14 protein-coding genes and 4 pseudogenes are annotated in these 17,554 nt (G+C 32.2%); 8 read left to right on the forward strand and 10 right to left on the reverse strand.

Translation table 11 applies throughout. The features are described from left to right. Nucleotides 1-42: 42 nt before the first annotated feature. Nucleotides 43-681, forward strand: a complete 639-nt coding sequence (locus tag PSR14_RS19280; RefSeq protein WP_001241263.1) for a YitT family protein — start codon at nucleotides 43-45, stop codon at nucleotides 679-681. 91 nt (nucleotides 682-772) lie between these two features. On the opposite strand, the gene PSR14_RS19285 is transcribed toward PSR14_RS19280, so the two are convergent. The 3 genes and pseudogenes from PSR14_RS19285 to PSR14_RS19295 form a co-directional block, all read right to left on the reverse strand. Continuing rightward, the gene (locus tag PSR14_RS19285) at nucleotides 773-1,090 is read right to left on the reverse strand and encodes a hypothetical protein (RefSeq protein ID WP_000809486.1); all 318 of its coding nucleotides are present in this window, start codon (nucleotides 1,088-1,090) and stop codon (nucleotides 773-775) included. Nucleotides 1,091-1,414: 324 nt separating this feature from the next. Next, a pseudogene (locus tag PSR14_RS19290) lies at nucleotides 1,415-1,976 on the reverse strand (histidine phosphatase family protein). A 30-nt stretch (nucleotides 1,977-2,006) separates the two neighbouring features. Continuing rightward, nucleotides 2,007-2,822, reverse strand: a complete 816-nt coding sequence (locus PSR14_RS19295) for an alpha/beta fold hydrolase (protein ID WP_061131622.1) — start codon at nucleotides 2,820-2,822, stop codon at nucleotides 2,007-2,009. 438 nt (nucleotides 2,823-3,260) lie between these two features. On the opposite strand from PSR14_RS19295, the gene PSR14_RS19300 reads away from it, so the two are divergent. The 3 genes from PSR14_RS19300 (at nucleotide 3,261) to PSR14_RS19310 (ending at nucleotide 7,675) form a co-directional block, all read left to right on the forward strand. Next, nucleotides 3,261-5,987, forward strand: coding sequence for a bifunctional diguanylate cyclase/phosphodiesterase (locus PSR14_RS19300; RefSeq protein WP_130776783.1), 2,727 nt, complete (start codon nucleotides 3,261-3,263; stop codon nucleotides 5,985-5,987). 145 nt (nucleotides 5,988-6,132) lie between these two features. Then, entirely contained in the window at nucleotides 6,133-7,299 is a 1,167-nt protein-coding gene (locus PSR14_RS19305) for a DUF2515 domain-containing protein (RefSeq protein WP_098487600.1), read from the forward strand. Next, nucleotides 7,205-7,675 carry a CBO0543 family protein gene (locus PSR14_RS19310; protein WP_113732388.1) on the forward strand — a complete coding sequence of 157 codons (471 nt, stop codon included), beginning with the start codon at nucleotides 7,205-7,207 and terminating at the stop codon, nucleotides 7,673-7,675. Before PSR14_RS19305 ends, PSR14_RS19310 begins: the two co-directional genes overlap by 95 nt. Before the next feature lie 22 nt (nucleotides 7,676-7,697). On the opposite strand, the gene PSR14_RS19315 is transcribed toward PSR14_RS19310, so the two are convergent. The 7 genes and pseudogenes from PSR14_RS19315 to PSR14_RS19345 form a co-directional block, all read right to left on the reverse strand. Then, nucleotides 7,698-8,123, reverse strand: coding sequence for a YfmQ family protein (locus PSR14_RS19315; protein ID WP_000214617.1), 426 nt, complete (start codon nucleotides 8,121-8,123; stop codon nucleotides 7,698-7,700). A 75-nt stretch (nucleotides 8,124-8,198) separates the two neighbouring features. Next, nucleotides 8,199-8,399: pseudogene (locus PSR14_RS19320) on the reverse strand (CidA/LrgA family protein); the annotation flags it as partial. A 33-nt stretch (nucleotides 8,400-8,432) separates the two neighbouring features. Next, nucleotides 8,433-9,866: a PLP-dependent aminotransferase family protein gene (locus PSR14_RS19325; protein WP_098487599.1), complete on the reverse strand. Its 1,434-nt coding sequence runs from the start codon at nucleotides 9,864-9,866 to the stop codon at nucleotides 8,433-8,435. Nucleotides 9,867-10,052: 186 nt separating this feature from the next. Continuing rightward, entirely contained in the window at nucleotides 10,053-10,244 is a 192-nt protein-coding gene (locus tag PSR14_RS19330; RefSeq protein ID WP_074542349.1) for a hypothetical protein, read from the reverse strand. 214 nt (nucleotides 10,245-10,458) lie between these two features. Next, nucleotides 10,459-10,572, reverse strand: a pseudogene (locus PSR14_RS19335) (GntR family transcriptional regulator); the annotation flags it as partial. A 31-nt stretch (nucleotides 10,573-10,603) separates the two neighbouring features. Next, a complete protein-coding gene (plcA, locus tag PSR14_RS19340; RefSeq protein ID WP_098486986.1) occupies nucleotides 10,604-11,593 on the reverse strand; it encodes a phosphatidylinositol diacylglycerol-lyase in 990 nt (329 codons plus the stop codon). Between the two features lie 177 nt (nucleotides 11,594-11,770). Continuing rightward, complete coding sequence (locus PSR14_RS19345; RefSeq protein WP_098486985.1) at nucleotides 11,771-13,612, reverse strand: S8 family serine peptidase; 1,842 nt, start codon at nucleotides 13,610-13,612, stop codon at nucleotides 11,771-11,773. Between the two features lie 290 nt (nucleotides 13,613-13,902). On the opposite strand from PSR14_RS19345, the gene PSR14_RS19350 reads away from it, so the two are divergent. The 4 genes and pseudogenes from PSR14_RS19350 to PSR14_RS19365 all read left to right on the forward strand — a co-directional run bounded on the left by PSR14_RS19350 (nucleotide 13,903) and on the right by PSR14_RS19365 (nucleotide 17,542). Beyond that, a complete protein-coding gene (locus tag PSR14_RS19350) occupies nucleotides 13,903-14,700 on the forward strand; it encodes a cell wall hydrolase (protein ID WP_098486984.1) in 798 nt (265 codons plus the stop codon). A 307-nt stretch (nucleotides 14,701-15,007) separates the two neighbouring features. After that, a complete protein-coding gene (locus tag PSR14_RS19355; protein WP_232788856.1) occupies nucleotides 15,008-15,067 on the forward strand; it encodes a hypothetical protein in 60 nt (19 codons plus the stop codon). Beyond that, nucleotides 15,054-15,188, forward strand: a pseudogene (locus PSR14_RS19360) (NAD(FAD)-utilizing dehydrogenase); the annotation flags it as partial. The gene PSR14_RS19355 and the pseudogene PSR14_RS19360, both read left to right, overlap by 14 nt. A gap of 434 nt (nucleotides 15,189-15,622) precedes the next feature. Further along, a complete protein-coding gene (locus PSR14_RS19365; RefSeq protein WP_098486982.1) occupies nucleotides 15,623-17,542 on the forward strand; it encodes an LTA synthase family protein in 1,920 nt (639 codons plus the stop codon). The last annotated feature ends 12 nt before the right edge of the window (nucleotides 17,543-17,554 follow it).

The following is a 17,554-nucleotide window of genomic DNA, read 5'->3' on the forward strand; positions in this document are numbered from 1 at the left end:
ACATGTAATATACATAATTATACAATATGGGAGGTTTTAAAAATGAGGCTAACTCTCTTTCGCTATTTTCTTTTTTTCTTAGGGTTAATCTTCTTTGGGCTTGGAAATGCTCTTGCAGTCAAAGTAAAATTTCTCGGTTTACATCCTTGGGAAGTTTTAAATATGGCTCTCTACCAAAGGTTTGGATGGACGATTGGTACGTGGAGTGTCATATGTGGGTTATGTCTCGTTCTCATTTCTTTACTAGTAGATCGAAAATATATAAATGTGGGAACATTTTTAAATGCACTACTTATCGGTCCCATTATGGACTTTTTCTTACAATCAAATATTCTTCCAAACGCTAGTGATTATTTATGGATAAACTTACTCATTTTATTTTCTGGTATTGCCATTACAGGTATCGGTGGAGGTATGTATGTTGCGGCTGGAATTGGTGCTGGACCTCGTGATGGATTCATGCTTACTATTTCCGACAAAACAGGTCTATCTATTAGCCGTGCTCGAATCATTGTAGAATGCATTGTACTAGTTATTGGATTTATGCTAGGTGGTCCTGTTTTTATCGTAACTTTTCTGTATACCTTTATTCAAAGTCCAATCTTTCAGCAATCATTTAAGGTATTTCAAACACTTTTACATACTCTACATAACAAAAAGAAAATTAGTGAACATGTTTAAAGTACAATTTAATACAAATAAATTCACCCTATTTACGATTCTCACCGCAAATAGGGCGTTTCTTTTTTATTCCATAATTTAAGAAGATATACTAACCATTCACAATAAAAGTATATACATCGTTATAAATACAACCATTTACCCTAATAATGTACTTCCCGGGTTTACTAAAACGAATTGTGTATTTATTTAGCTGAATTGCTTCTTTATCTCCAGAAAGAATATCAATGCTTCTGCCACTTAATACATATAATTCATTTAGATTCATCGATACATCAATTGCATTGAAATTCTCCTCTTTCACTTGCTGTGATTCCGCAGCGCTTATACTTGGTTCTAAAAACAGTAGTCCACTTAATCCAATCGTCCCCGCTAAAGCAACTCCCGCAAACTTTTTAATTTGTTTCATTACAATGACCTCCTTATAGATTTTGCGTAAAGGTGATGTCCTCCCTTACACCACAAAGCCTATATGTAATGAAATAAAAAGTAAACGAGGACAGTAAGACAAACTTCTACATCTTTTTCTCCTATTGAATATAAATCCAACGTTTGGAGTTTTGTCACATTTAAAATTGTTTGCTTAAACCAATTTTTAATTATATTATTCAGAAACTGAATAATTACTTATTGATTTAACATTCTAAAAATAGTTGATAAAAATGCTTTCTATTGAAATAAAAAAGATTTTGCTATAAAAGTAACTTTTACAACAAAATCCATACAACCAACTTTATTCCGCTTTCCATAATCTCTCTACATTCATTAAATTCCATCTTATATATATCTGGTTTTGACGTATTCATTAAAAATTCAAAATCATATTGTTCATCAAAATAGTTCATCATTAATGTCATGACAAGCCCATGTGTACCAATTACAATTTTTTGTCCTTGAAAATCCATTAAGATTTCTCTTAATACTTTCACTACTCTTCTCTGGCAATCCGTATATGACTCTCCTTCCGTTCGTGCAAAATCCGGATTAGAGAACATCTTCTTTACAAGTGGATACACTTCTTTATCTGATATAACCTGATCCTCACTTAAAAACATACACTCTTTGAGATTTTCATATATTAATACTTCTTTTTCATAGAAATTGGCTGCTTTTTCTATCGTTAACACAGCCCTTTTATACGGACTTGAAATAAAAGTATCAATTGCCTCTGCTTTTAATATGTCCGTTACTCTATGAGCGTCTAAACTTCCCTTTTCAGTTAATCCCCGTGTTCTTTCACTCCCTTCTAATTTTGGTGATTCACCATGCCTAACCATATAAATATATGTATTCATACTTCCTCCTTGAAAATATTCATTCGTTTTTTATAAACTTTGCTGATTTGTTCGTCTAATCCATTCTCCTACTAAACTCTCAAATAATTCAGGCTGTTCAATTTGCAAATTATGCCCTGCCATATCTAACACCGCTAATGTCGCTCTTGGGTAATCATCAATAATTTCTATAATATCTTGATAACCTACCGATATATCTTGTCTTCCGGCTAATAACAGAACAGGTTTCTCATATTTCTTACGGTGAAAATCTATAGTAAGAGAGTAATTTTTTTGCAACCTTTCAATAAACTCATAATTAGCAACATCTAACCCCGGCTTAATTTCCTCTTGAAATCGCTTATATGTATATTCATTTGCTACTACTGCTAACTCGCTAAATTCTTCTCTTTCGGTAGAAGTTAACGTATTTAAAAACTCCTTATCTTGTACAATTATCTGTTTATCCGGTAAACATCTTTCTTTTTGCATCGCAACAACCACAGGACATATTAATAATAGTCCATTGACTCTCTCAAACATTTTTGAAAGTATCCCTCTAGCTAAATATCCACCGAAAGACTCTCCTACTAGTAAAAAATCTTCCTTTGGAATGATTTCTTCAATAAACATAGTTAACACTTCTAATATATGATCTGAACTATTTATCCAATCTGGAGCGTTCGACTTTCCCATTCCAGGTAAATCAATATATATTCGCTTATAACCTTCATCTTTTTGAAATACTGATTCCATACATTTCATCATTAACCTATGGTCAGGAGCACAGCCATGTATGATAATGACTGGTTTTCCTTCTCCAACAATTTCATAGTATATTTCTGCATCTTCAATTCGAAATAACATAAAAAATCCTCCCTATTTAATCGAAACGCTATATACTCTATAAGAATACACGTTCTTATTTTATATAGCCCACTAATATTTTTACAAGAGTTAATTTTCAGATTACAAATAAAATCCTTACTTAAAATAGCCTATAACAATCAAAAGATCACCTAAGAAGAAGATCCTCATCATTTTATATGCAATTTTGCATCTCCACTTCCAAATCAATAAAAAACCTTTACAATTCAAAAGATGACTAAATATACAATTTCTATTTAAAATCTTGATGCAGTATATACTATCAAACTCAATATCTTTAAAACTTAAGAATAATTATACTTTTCGATACTTTCCTTATAAACATGATTTTTATAAGGAAATCTGATACAATTCTTAAATAATATTATTATGTATAGATATTACGAACATAGTGCATAATTAAAGAAGGTGATTTCACTGAAATTCAATAAAAATTTACAAATATGTATATTAATTGGAACATTAATATGTTATTCAATCTATTTTATGTTTTTCTATCTGTTCCCCACTCATTTTTCAAATTCGGATGTACGCTTTGCTTCCCTTATTGTTGAAGCCATTACATTTGTATCACTCATTTATTCTATATATTCTAAAAAAGTTAGTTCAAATCCGTTTTGGATATGTATCACGATAGCAATTGGTAGTTTTTTATTAGGAAAAATAGTATATACATATCAAGAGAGTTTCTTCAAAATTCCAATACATCGTTTTACTATTTCTGATGTGTTTTATATGCTTTTTCTACTCTTCTGTCTTATCGCTTTCTGCTATAAAATCCTAAAAGAATGCGATAAATGGGAAAAAGCGTTCTTTATTTGTGATATATGCATAGTACTTACTTCCATATTCACATTGGAGTGGTATTTATTTAATCAACCAAATTTAAATATATTCTCTCTTTCACTAGGAGATGTTTTCCTTTCATTTCTATATCCAATTGCAGATTTATTATTTCTTCTACTAGGTGTTAGTCTCTTTTTCCGTCCAACAATTTTTAATTCTAAACGGAAAATTTATATCTTTATTTTTGTATTAATAAGTTCTGCAACTTTTAACTATATTTATTTTTACTTACATAACCATTTATCAACTGAAACGATAACACTATTACGTCTTTTATATAGAATACCTATATTACTTATTGCAATAGCTGGATCTATTTCAGAAGATCGTAATAGTCATAAAAATTATTTCATTGTAAACCCTATAATAGGAAAAAAGGCTTTAGTTGTATTTCCCTATCTTGCTGTTGCAATACTAATCGGGTTTACGTTAAAAGAACAAACAGCATCTTCCATTCTCATTACGGGAAATTGTATTGCTTTTATTTTCGTACTCATTCGTCATTCTATTGTACGTATGCAAAACAATTCTCTAACCAAACGTTTACAAGTATTCAATGCCCAATTGGAAGAAAAAGTTAGATTACGAACTTCAGATTTAGTTCATAAATCAGAGGCTCTATCTCAAAAGCAACAAAAATTCAAATCATTATATGAATATCATCCTGACCCTATTTTTACAATTGATTTAAATGGCGTATTCTTAAATGTAAATAAAGCTGGAAGTATACTACTCGGTGCACCAACGGATGAGTTACTTGGTGAAACTTGTTTTTCGATTATTTTAGATGAAGATAAACATAAACTAGCATCAGCATTAGAAAAAGTGAAACAACAAGAATCGGCATCCATACAACTTAGTTCTCAATATAAAGATGGCTTTACTTATTTTTTATACGTTACCATCGTCCCTATTATGATAGACGGTCAAATTTCAGGAAGCTATATTATGGTGAAAGATATTACTGCACTAAAAAAACAGCAAGAAGAAATTAAATATTTAGCATTCCATGATACTGTAACGAAAATTGGGAACCGTGCCTTTTTCCATAAGAAATTAAAAAAAGTTATAAAAAGTGCTAAAAAAACAGAAAACGAGTTTGCATTATTATATTTAGACTTCGATCGCTTTAAAGCAATCAACGATACACTTGGACATTCGGCCGGAGATTACATATTAGAAGAAGTTGCAAAGCGATTCCAATCATGTCTTCCATCACATACTCATCTGTCAAGAATTGGTGGTGATGAGTTTACAATCTTAATTGAAAATTATACTGACGAATATGCCTTATTCGAGTTATGTAACCAATTATTTGAAAGCATAGAAAAGCCGTTTGTCATACATGAATATACATTAACTTTATCACTGAGTATCGGCATCGCTATTTATCCACATTCTGGAATCGATACCGCTACACTTTTGAAAAACGCTAATGTTGCAATGTATGATGCAAAGGCAAAAGAGCTTAACGCTGTCTCTATTTATGACGATGTAATCGCTAAAAAAATTGAAAGACGATTACGATTAGAGAAAGATTTACCAAATGCAATACAAAATGAAGAATTATTCCTTTTGTATCAACCTCAAGTTAATAGTGAATCTAATAAAATTATCGGTGCAGAAGCTCTAATCAGGTGGAATCATCCCGAATTAGGCGTTATTTCTCCATACGAGTTTATTCCGATTGCAGAAGAAACACTACAAATCATTCCAATAGGAAAATGGACATTAGAGCAGGCTTGTGAGCAAATGAAACGTTGGCACTCACTCGGATATTCACATTTAAAAATAGGTGTGAATTTATCTGCTAAAGAATTTGAACAAGAGGATTTTGTAAAGTCTATTTCTTCTACTTTAGCAAATACAGGTTTACCAGCAAGTTCTCTCGATCTTGAGTTAACAGAGCGAATTGCAATGATGGATGAGCGAGAAACATTGATAAAACTGCGTACACTAAAAAGTTTAGGGATTCACATTTCAATCGACGACTTTGGTACAGGCTATTCTTCGCTAGCTTACTTACCTTTATATCCAATCGATACGTTAAAAATCCCAAGAGAATTTATTACAATGTCTGAAACATGTGACGATGGAATGGAAATTATTAAGACAATCATCACATTAGCAAATACATTAGGAATGTCTGTCATTGCTGAAGGTGTAGAAACGAAAGAACACGTGAGTTTCCTTCAAAAAAATAAATGTCAGTTTATTCAAGGGTACTACTACAGCAAGCCTATTCATGCTGATTCATTTTCTACTCTTCTCAAAAAAGGTGTTCGTTATAACCATTAGCGCAAATACATACAAGAAAAAGGAAGAAGAGCCCGTCTCCTCTTTCTTTTTTTGTGCTTTGCAACTTTTCATTTCCTTCACATATCATTTATGTAAGTAGTTACTAATATATTTATGATAACAGACTTGAATTGGAGGGAATTACATGCAGCACAACAATCCAAATCATAAACTTTACAAAAACATTCCCCTATCCCTCTTCTCAATAAAAAATGAGCTAAAACAAAAATGCACCAACGCAAATAACTTTCTTTACCCCTTTTCGAAAGAAGAAGAAATATTAATACATACAATTAAAGAAAGAACAAAATTATTAAATCAAAATAATGTGACAAGAACTCGCGCTTACTATCAATTTTACAAAAGGTATCCTGAAATACATTGGGCATTACTTGGACATATGGTTTCGCGTAACGGCGGTTGGAACATGACAGATTTAAAGGGGGATTTATATACGAAGTTGTTATCTGAGAAAGATCAATTTACTTTCTTTTCTTTTTTAGAACGGGGGAATTGGCTTATCTTTCAAGATGTGTATCCACAATTTTTGTTATATGAACAGAGTGTAAAAAAATCCAAAAATCTTTTTTATCTCCTCCCTCATCTCAATGTGTCAACATTTATGGAAACGATATGGAACTTTTTTTGGAAAACCGGAAACAAACAAATATTAGCTATTTCCACTATTATTAATGAACAAAACTACTTAGAAAAAAGAGTAATTCAAAATAAACACTTCAAAAAAAATGTACTAAATAGTATTGGATTCAAACTTTTTGATTTCTTTCAATTTAATCATATCCTCTTCCCTTTCTGCGAAGAAAAGCCTATACAGAAAACAAAATTAATTGGTGATACAATGAAACACTTCACTTCCTTACACGAACGAATTTTGCTCGGAAAAAGATTATATGCACTATTATTTCATGATGAGCATGTTTTAGCTCGTATACTACAATGGGCTGACACTCATCCACACACTGGATCACGAAAAGATTATTGGCCACATTTATTTTCAAGCGTAAATGAATCCTTTTCAAGAGAGTTTTATAAACGAAGAATAAAGAAATGCCAATTAAAAAGTGATACCTACCGTATATATAGCCCTGCACTTATGTATGCATGGAAAAATATGAAACATGAAGAAGCAGAATATGAAGATTGGTTTAACGACTGGCAAGTCATACATTATTTAACTGATAAGGAGGAAAGGATACATGGACAAATCACAGAAGACTACTGTAAAACACTCGAAAAGATTGAACTGGCCATTCTTGCAAAGAAAAATGTTCTTCTTCGAGAAGAAGAATAACCTTTTCGCATTAGTCGTTACAATCTTACTATCTTCTATTATCGGCACTTGCTTAGATGCTTTCTTTGTTGCGAAACAAATATATTCCTTTCCGGTTAGACCATTCTCATCCATATTTTCAGTTAACATAGGCTTTACTTTGTTTGTACTACCGATTTTAACAACAATTTTCATACACATTTCAAAAAACCTATCTGTATTTTCTAGGATTCTATTTATTCTTACAATAGGTATTTGTGCTAGCATTTTTGAACAGATTGCTGAAAGATTAGGTTTCTTTACTCATAGTGTAGATTGGAATCATACATACTCTTTATTTGGCTATATGATATTCTTTTTTTTTATTTGGAAAGTATATCATTGTATAAAAAAATAAAGAGATCATTATAGATCTCTTCTTAAGCATAATCTTTAGTTATTGCTAATGGTGCACGGGTTTGAAGGCTTTTAGATCGTAAACGATAGGCAACGACTTTCTTCTTATATTGCTTTATTACGTCAACGTGTTCCTCATAGCTGTATAGAGAAAATCTAATCTCTTTATTCCCTTTTTTCGTATCAATGACGATTGGTATTCCTTCTCCGCGCGGTGGAAAATAATGTTTATCTAAAAATAAAGCTTCATTAAATTCATGAATAACTTGTAGTTTCATTTCCCCCTCTATATTTTTTCCATCTATCGATATAGAGGTATTCTCCTCATCAAGTTTTTGATGTAATTCAAATCTACTAATAATAGATTCTACAACTGAAGTTGGCATACTAGAAACGAGTACTTTAAGGGCACCAAAAATAAATAATGTAACTATAAACCATGTTGTCACTTTCATCATCTCCATTACAATTTAAAATATAAATTTCGTTCCATATGGTCTAAATATACTGATGAGTATCCCTGTTACAATCATAGTCACCGAACCGATTGTCGCTTCTTCAAACCACTTTAATGGTAAAATACGAATAGAAAGGAGTAGAAAAAGCATTAACATCCCTATTAAACTTCCTGGCATTGATAGATGGAATACCCCTTGAATCCACGTACCAACTAAGCTAAATACATATAGCACGCCTACTTGAAGTAAAAGCATCACGTACTTCATTTCTTTCCCTCATTTCAATATTACGCATTACTATTATGAAATTTCATTTAACGTTTCCGCAAATCTCGTCATTCCCAGCTGAATTTGTTCGACATTTACTCTCCCAAAAGTAAAACGAACATATTCACTTTTAGTACCTAAAACACTCCCCGGGACAAACGCTACACCATTTCGTATAGATTCACCTAATAAATGATATTCATCAAACGTTCCTTGCACTTTGCACCACAAATGTATTCCACCCTCTGGAACAAAGAATTCAACCTGGTCCCCTAATATTTCTTCAAGCTTTCTAATTAACGCATCTCTTCTTTCCTTCAATTGTCCACGGAGCATTGTAATATGTGCATGAAAATCTTCTGATTCTAAAAATTGATTTGCCACCCACTGCGTAAATACGCTATGGCCAAAATCAACTTGCTGCTTTGCATCCGCTAAACGTTCTATTACACGCATTGGGCCAATTATCCAACCAATACGTAATCCTGATGCAACAATTTTTGATAATGAACTTATATAAAGAACATTGCCGTTTTGATCCATTGATTTTAATGTTGGATTCACTTCTCCATTAAATGAAGTTAAGCTATACGGATCATCTTCTACAATCGGTATACCAAATTCAGAAGACAGTTCTAAAATCTTTTTACGTCTTGCTAATGAAAGCACAGTTCCAGTTGGATTTTGATAATCCGGATTTAAAAATACCATACGAATACGATGCTTTTTATGCAAATCAATTAAGTCTTCTGGATTCATTCCATGCTGATCAACAGGTAAATGGAATATTTTTAAGCCAGCAGATTTAAACATCGGCAGTGAAAAACAATACGAAGGGTCCTCAATTGCAATCGCATCGCCAGGTTTTAATAAGCATTGAACGATAAGATTAAGTGCCTGCTGTGCTCCTGATGTAATAAGGATAGAATTCGAATCTGCTTCAATTTGTTTATATTGCTGAACATGTGCCGCAATTGTTTTTCTCAACATTTCATTTCCAAGTGGATGGTCATAACCGAGGTTTTCCATAAATGTTTTCTCCGACAAAATTGTTCGGAATCTATCACTCGGAATTAATTCTGGTGACAATTCACCACTCGCTAAATTAATTAAGTCTTCTTTTTGTGTTTCCGTTCTAATTTGTTGAACAAGTGGTACGTTAGGTAAGAACGATCCATCCTCAACGTACCTACCCCAGTTCGGTATTCGTTTATGTGAAACACCCCATATGTCTGTATTCACCCGTGTTCCGCTTCCTTTTTGCCGTTCTACTACTCCAATTGATTTTAATTCTTCATATGCAGCTACTATCGTACTCCTATTCACCTGTAATTCTTTTGCTAACATGCGCTCAGAAGGTAACTTACTGTCAGAAGGAAACTCACCTGAAGAAATACCTCTTTCAATATAATCCGCTATTTGTTTATATACAGGCGTCTTATCTGCACGATTTGGTTTCCATTCCATATAGTTGCCTCCTTTCAAAGCTAACTATCCTCAATTTATTACTAACAGTATTTACCGTAAAAATAGTATTAATTAGTCACATTTTCTCATCCTAAAATGGATATATTAAAATAGCCCCGTTTCTGATTACTCGATAGCTTCTGAAATTCCAGCTTCATACTCTCGTTGCAGTTCTGTTACAAACTATCAAATTATTACCGCATACCACGTTACCCCAACAAGTAGTACGAAAAGAAGGATAATATAAATAGTTGATAAGTTTTTCACATTTCTCTTTGTAGACTTGCCGTAATTCTCCTCCACATTTCGCGCAACTAGCACGGTCCCAAACAGCGATCCAACTACAATAATAACGACTAGTGAAATTGCAAAAATCATTGTATTTTCACCTCTCTAAAGACAATCTATTTGAATAAAGAATTTCCTCTTTAAAATGTTAATAACATACTACCTTTCTTCTCTTATCATAATGGATGTTTGCCAAAAACGGACCAACCACTTTCATGTTTTTTTGCTCATCCACTTTAAAAATAAAAAGCAACTGATCACTTATAATCAGTTGCTTTTTCGTAAAGTTAATTACATTCATTTTTCACTTAAAATTGATCCGATTTAAAAGTTTGGCCTTTTCATAATGAAACATCGATTGAGATAATTCGAAAATTGTCCCGTTTACAAGACAAACTGTATTTTTAATAAGAAGCGCCGTATTTTATCGCTTCTTACTCTCATCATCTTTATTCTTTTATAAGTGACTCATTCACTCTTATAACTTCTTGATACAGTAATGGTGACCACTTTTCATTTATATAATCTTGAATGATCCAACCTACTCTTGTAGGATTCTTTTGTTTTATATAGTTTGCAATTTCAGGATTTATATAAGAGGCATAGTAATATGGACTATTCCATGCTGTACCACCAGAAGACAAGCTTGTAAAATTAATATATAGATGATGTAAGTCCTCACTATCGTTCATCGTTTCATTGATCGTATCTTTAATAGATTTTACTTTCTCATCATAACTCACTTTATATTTATCTTGTACTGTTACATGTACATTTTGATTTACAGTTGTGGTAAACGTCTCATTATCTGGCCAATAGAAATTATTATATCCTCCAGATTCATTACTACCACCATATCTTTTTAGTAGTACAATTTTCCCACGAGCATCTCCCAATTTTATATTTCCTTCTGTTTTTAAAAAGATAGGATCCACAAAATAACTTTTTTCAAACGTATTACTAAAGGAACTTTCTGCTCCTTTCATATCCTCATACTCTTTTTTTAAAGACATAATAATCGTTTCACTTGGGTTATCTTTTAAAAATTGTTTCGCTTCGTTTATGAATTCATGCAGGGTTACATAAAGATATAATGGCCCATGATGAAGGACTATCGTATTATCATCTGTTAAACGTCCTCTTATATCAAAAATACGAGCTCCATGATCCATTTGGTAACGAAAATCATATTCTTGCGTCATTCCCCATACTTGCTTTATTGGATTTTGTAATTTGAACGTCCCACTATCATGTGTTCCTGGAATTGAAATTCGTGCTAATGGGATATTATCAGGTATAGGTTGCATCCACTTTGACCAATTTTCAAACTCATTAACAGAGCTTGCTGCAACTACTTGCTTATCATGTAAAGCAAATACAAAGGTGATAAATATCGTACTACATATGAATAATTTCAAAATAAATTTCTTACTGCTCATTATTATTCCTCCTTTTTCTGTGTTATATCAAACTTATTGAATATAATATAATCTGGTGAGTAAAAAATAAATAACATTTCATAAATATGAAATATTACATAGAAGTAAAGTTAAAAAATCATTCACATATCCTAAATTAGAAAAATTTAAAGGAACTTCACCTGAAGTTCCTTTCGTTTACTTTATATTCAATACATATGAACCATCTTTATTCTCATATTTATAGACGTATAAATAATATTTACCTGGCTTTGCATTATAAGTACCTTTAACTACATTTCCTTCATTTTCACCATATGCTACATAGTTATTTAAATCTAATTCATGATGAAGCACCCATGTCATCCCAATGTTTTGTTCATTTAATAGAGAAATAGTAATATTTTCTGGCGAGTCAATTTGGAAAGTAAATACATCTACTCTATCACTATTATATAGTGTCCCTTTCATCGGTGTATGAAAGTTAACTTTATTTGCCTGTATACGTTCATTATTTGGTTCATTTTCTGTTACTTGTAACTCATTTCCACCGTTTGGTTTTCTTTGTCCATACCCTAAGTTTACTAGTATAGACTTCAAATCTGGTAAAACACCAATTCTATCTGAATATGGATCTTTAGATTTTGTTCCTGTATTCTGGTTGCTTAATATTGCTCTTAGTTCACTCGGTCTATATGGTTGTCCTAAGTTTTCTTTAGCAATGCTTTGTACTAAAGTCGCTGCTCCGGCAATAATAGGTGAAGCACTTGACGTGCCACTAAAGCTAGATGTATAAAGATTTACAGCACTTCGACTTTGCTCAGCTGTAGTTGTATCTACGTTTTCTCCCCAACCATACACATCAATACGGCTTCCATAATTCGAAAACCACATACGTTCATGAGGGAGAGATGAAGAGCCCGCTCCTACCATAATTGCACCTGAATCTTTAAAATCTTTACTATTACGATTTAAAATTTGTTTACCATTTCTATCTTTAAATTGATCTAAATCATTCCAACCATTTGCTCCAGCTTCTATAATGACAACACCTTTATCTGTACCAGCACGGATCGCATCAAAGATATCTGGTTGTACTTCAACAGGTAAATATTTATCACCATATCCATCGAAAGATGCTTGTGCCTCTAACAATAAAACATCCCCAGCTTCTAACTGATTTACAGCACTTAATATTGCATCAGCTGTATTATACTGTCCGTTATCTCTTATTTGAGAAATCACCTTTGCTTTCGCTTTTGGCGCAATCCCAATATTCCCAACTTCATTGTCCTCAGAGGATACAATTCCTAGTACAGACGTCCCATGACCGACATGTTGATCTATATTTATTCCAGACATTAACTCAATATTTTGATGTACTAAATCCTCATGATTTAATAACCATCCATATTCCATATCAACAAAGGTTACATCACTTCCATTACCGCCTCGGACTCCCCAGGCGAAGGGCGCATTAATACCGTATGGTGCTGCTTCTAAATAACCTTGTTGTTTAAATCTAGGATTGTTATTAGGATTAAGAGATACACTTGATGGTTGCACTTCTGGTGGCGTTATTTTTTCTTGTTTCTTCATATACACATCTTCTATTAAAGAAGATTTCTTTAACCTATCTACTAGTTCTTCCTCTTGTTCACCATTTTGAGTTTGAAGAATATAGTAGTTTAATAAACTTGTAGATACATTATTGGGCGCTTTCACTTCAAGGTCTTCTATTTCCTCTGGACTTACAGATGTGAATAAACGCATGAATGTTACATCTGGATATTCTACCAAAAGATCTTCTAGTACTTTATCGTTCGTTTGAGATTGTATTTGTTTTTCAATACCATCTTCATATGGTAATTTCAAATCCGCATTGAATTTTACAATGATTTGCTTATCTGTTTCTTGGTCTATTCCTAATTTACTCTGCTGTTCTATAGAATCAGCATTTACAATATTGACAGTGCCTCCTATTCCTAAAAACATTGAAATGATTACAGCTGAAACAAATATTCTTTTAAATATATTCATTACATCACTTCTCCTATTAATAATATTTAATCATTATATTAATCTATAATAATTTCATTTATATAACATATCCCCCTTCTACTAAATAGATTATAGTAATCAGCAATATGAACTTCAACGGATTTTCATATGCAATATTTCATATTCGGACTCTACACTACATAAATAAGAAACTTATAATGATTATTTATTTTATATGTGCTAATATACTTACATTAAAATATTATATATAGACATTTTGAACTACAGTACTTAACCGTTTCACCTTATTTTTCCTAGGAGGATTTACAATGAAATTATTAAAAACAAAACATATAATCCCTTTATCTGCAGCTGCAATTACATTCGTATGTAATCAAAGTACAGCTGAAGCTTCTACCATTCACACAGTAAAAAAGAATGATACATTTTGGAGCATCAGTAAACAATACGGCGTTTCAATACAATCCATTAAACAGGCTAATAATAAAGGAAACGATCAAACTTTCATTGGCGAACAGTTACATATCCCGAGTTCCGTCAACTCAAATGAAATCACTGTTCACCAAAACGCCAAGCCTGCGAACATTTCTGGACAAATTATTTATCAAGTACAACCGGGAGATTCATTAGAAACGATAGCAAAGCGTTACAATGTTACCGTTCAATCTATAAAACAAATTAACAATACAGTCGGAAACAAGCTTTATACAGGACAACATATAAAAATAAGCTCAAGCATTTCAGAAAAAGAAAAAGACTTAATGGCACGCTTAGTTACCGCTGAAGCAGGTGGCGAATCATATAAAGGAAAAGTAGCAGTAGCGAAAGTTATACTAAACCGTGTAAACGCAAAAGGTTTTCCAAATACAATAACAGGCGTTATTTATGAACCTATTAAATACGGATATGCATTTACTCCTGTTACAGATGGAAGAATTAATCAACCTGCAAGCGCAGAAGCAAAAATGGCTGTAGAAGAGGCTATCTCCACAAATGGAATACATTCTGATTGGCTTTATTTCTATAATCCGAAAACATCAACAGACAAATGGATTACGACACGTCAAACAGTAGCAGTAATTGGTAACCACGTCTTCGCTAAATAACATTTAAAATCATTAACAGACCTCTTCACTTAAAAGGTCTGTTTTTTATATGGAAGATTTTACTAATCATATGACATAGTGATTTTTTAAAACTATCTCTTCTTTCAAATAAAAAATTTGTATTTACTCCACCACTCTGAAAAATTAAAAAAGAATCAAGTTCAAAAACTCTCTTTATTAATAAAAGCTATTTCTTAACTTCATAAAATTGTTATACACTAGAAAAATAAAAAACAAACTATTCGTTAGCATGTGAAAGAATATGTATGATGTTACAATTATCGGCGCTGGAGTAAGTAGCATTTTTATGGCTTATTTACTAGCTAAAAGTAACAAAAAGGTTTTAATTGTGGATAAAGCTCAATAACCATTTTGAAACGAGTATACATGGCCTATTTTTAGTTGGGGATTGTTCCGGCGTCACTCATTCATTATCTCAAGCTGCTGCAAATGGGTTATATGTTGGAAAATATTTATCTATGGTTTAAATTTCACAACGCTTTATTTATGTACCTTATCCTTCCCCCGCTAACGACTCCCCCGTAAAAAATCGGAATTTTACGAGATACATATGTAATATAACTATGTATGTAAAACGATTGACATTCAATTTATTAGAATTGAATGTCAATCGTTTTACAAGCCTCTATTCATTTCTACTTTCATTTGTTCGATATTTTGTAACATCATCATAGTGTTTAATATGTTAGGATGTCTATAAGTATTTTTTACTACAACTATGACTTTTTCTGCTCTGTTCTAAAAAATAGATTTATGCTTTAAAATTCCCCATTGTACGTATATGAATACTTCATATTATTACCGTTAGAAACCATTGGCTAAATGTTTTATTACACTCTAATAGTTATAAAAATATAATATATAACACAAGTTAAATAAATTGTATAAAGAAGGAGTCAAAATGAAAAATAAAATCAATTTACAAATGCAAAATATAAGCTTTGTTTTAATAATTGCTTTAGCAGTATGGTTAAAAACATATCTTATTACAAGATTCAGTTTTGATTTAAAAATTGAATCTTCTACACAAGAGCTTATTTTGTTTATTAGCCCGCTCGCTGCATCATTAGCTTTTGTCGGATTCGCATTATTTGCAACCGGTGAAAAGCGAAATTATATCGCGCTGTGTATTAATTTTTTATTAACAATCATACTTGTTGGAAATGTAATGTTCTATGATTTTTATAGTGATTTCGTTACGTTACCAGTACTTGGACAAACATCAAACTTTGGCCAACTAGGCGGTAGTATTATAGAAATATTGAACTACAAAATTATACTCGCATTCGTAGACATTATTTTCTTCTTTATTTTATTAAAGAAGAAAGCACTAGTCTTTCAAACAGGACGTGTAACGCATCCGGCACGCTTCGTATATTTTCTCTTAACGGTTGGTGTATTTTTTGCAAATCTACATCTTGCAGAAAAAGAACGACCTGAACTATTAACGAGATCATTCGACCGGGTCATGCTTGTTAAAAATTTAGGACTATACACGCATCAAGTTTATGATTTAACACTGCAAGTAAAAGCAGGATCACAAAAGGCACTTGCTGATAGTAGCAAATTACAAGAAACAGAAAACTACGTGAAGGCAAACGAAAGTGAGCCAAATCCTCACATGTTTGGTGTAGCGAAAGGAAAAAACGTAATTGTTGTCACTCTTGAATCCCTGCAAACCTTTTTAATCGGCGCAACAGTTAACGGACAAGAAGTTACACCATTTTTGAATGAATTCATAAATAAAAGCTATTACTTTGATAACTTTTTCCACCAAACTGGGCAAGGAAAAACATCCGATTCTGAATTTCTAATCGATACGTCGTTATATCCATTAAATCGAGGAGCTGTATTTTTCACACACGGTAACAATGATTATACTGCGACGCCAGAAATTTTACGTCAGCAAGGTTATTTCACTTCTGTATTCCATGCGAATAATGCAACATTTTGGAATCGTAACATTATGTATTCTGCTCTCGGTTATGACCGTTACTATAATGAACTTGATTACAAAATTACGCCCGAAACAAATTTAAATTGGGGATTAAAAGATATCGAATACTTCGATCAATCAGTAGATATATTAAAAACTGTTGATCAACCATTTTATGCTCGTTTCCTTACTTTAACGAATCATTATCCATTTACGTATGATGAAGATACAAAATTCATTGAACCATATAACTCTGGTAATGGCGTATTTGATCGTTATATCGTAACAGCACGTTACTTAGACGAATCAATTAAAAAATTTATTGAGCGTTTAAAAGCCGAGGGAATGTATGATGATTCTATTATTGTATTATACGGTGATCATTATGGCATTTCTGAAAAACATAATCGTGCAATGGCACAGTTTTTAGAAAAAGATCAAATAACAGAATTTGATACTTTAAATTTACAACGTACACCTTTATATATTCATGTCCCTGGACAAACAGAAGGTCAAACGATTTCAAAGCCTACGGGACAAATCGATATGAAACCTACTATTCTCAATTTATTAGGGATTGATACTACGAACGATATTCGTTTTGGTCATGATATGTTTTCAGATGAATATACCGGTTTTGTTGTTTTACGTGATGGTAGCTTCATTACAGACAAATATGCATACAAAAACAACACTTTCTATGACCGCATAACAGGTGAAATTGTAGATTTACCAAAAAAAGAAGCTCAAGCACTCATTAACCGTGCACAAAATGAATTACGAATGTCTGACAAAATTATTGAAGGAGATTTACTACGTTTCTCAGAAAGTAATAAAATTAAAACTGGCGAAGTGCAAACTAAAATTAAAGAAACTGAAAAATAATGTGAATATGCA

The sequence above is a fragment of the Bacillus sp. A01H genome, assembly GCF_045277205.1.
GTDB lineage: Bacteria > Bacillota > Bacilli > Bacillales > Bacillaceae_G > Bacillus_A > Bacillus_A paranthracis.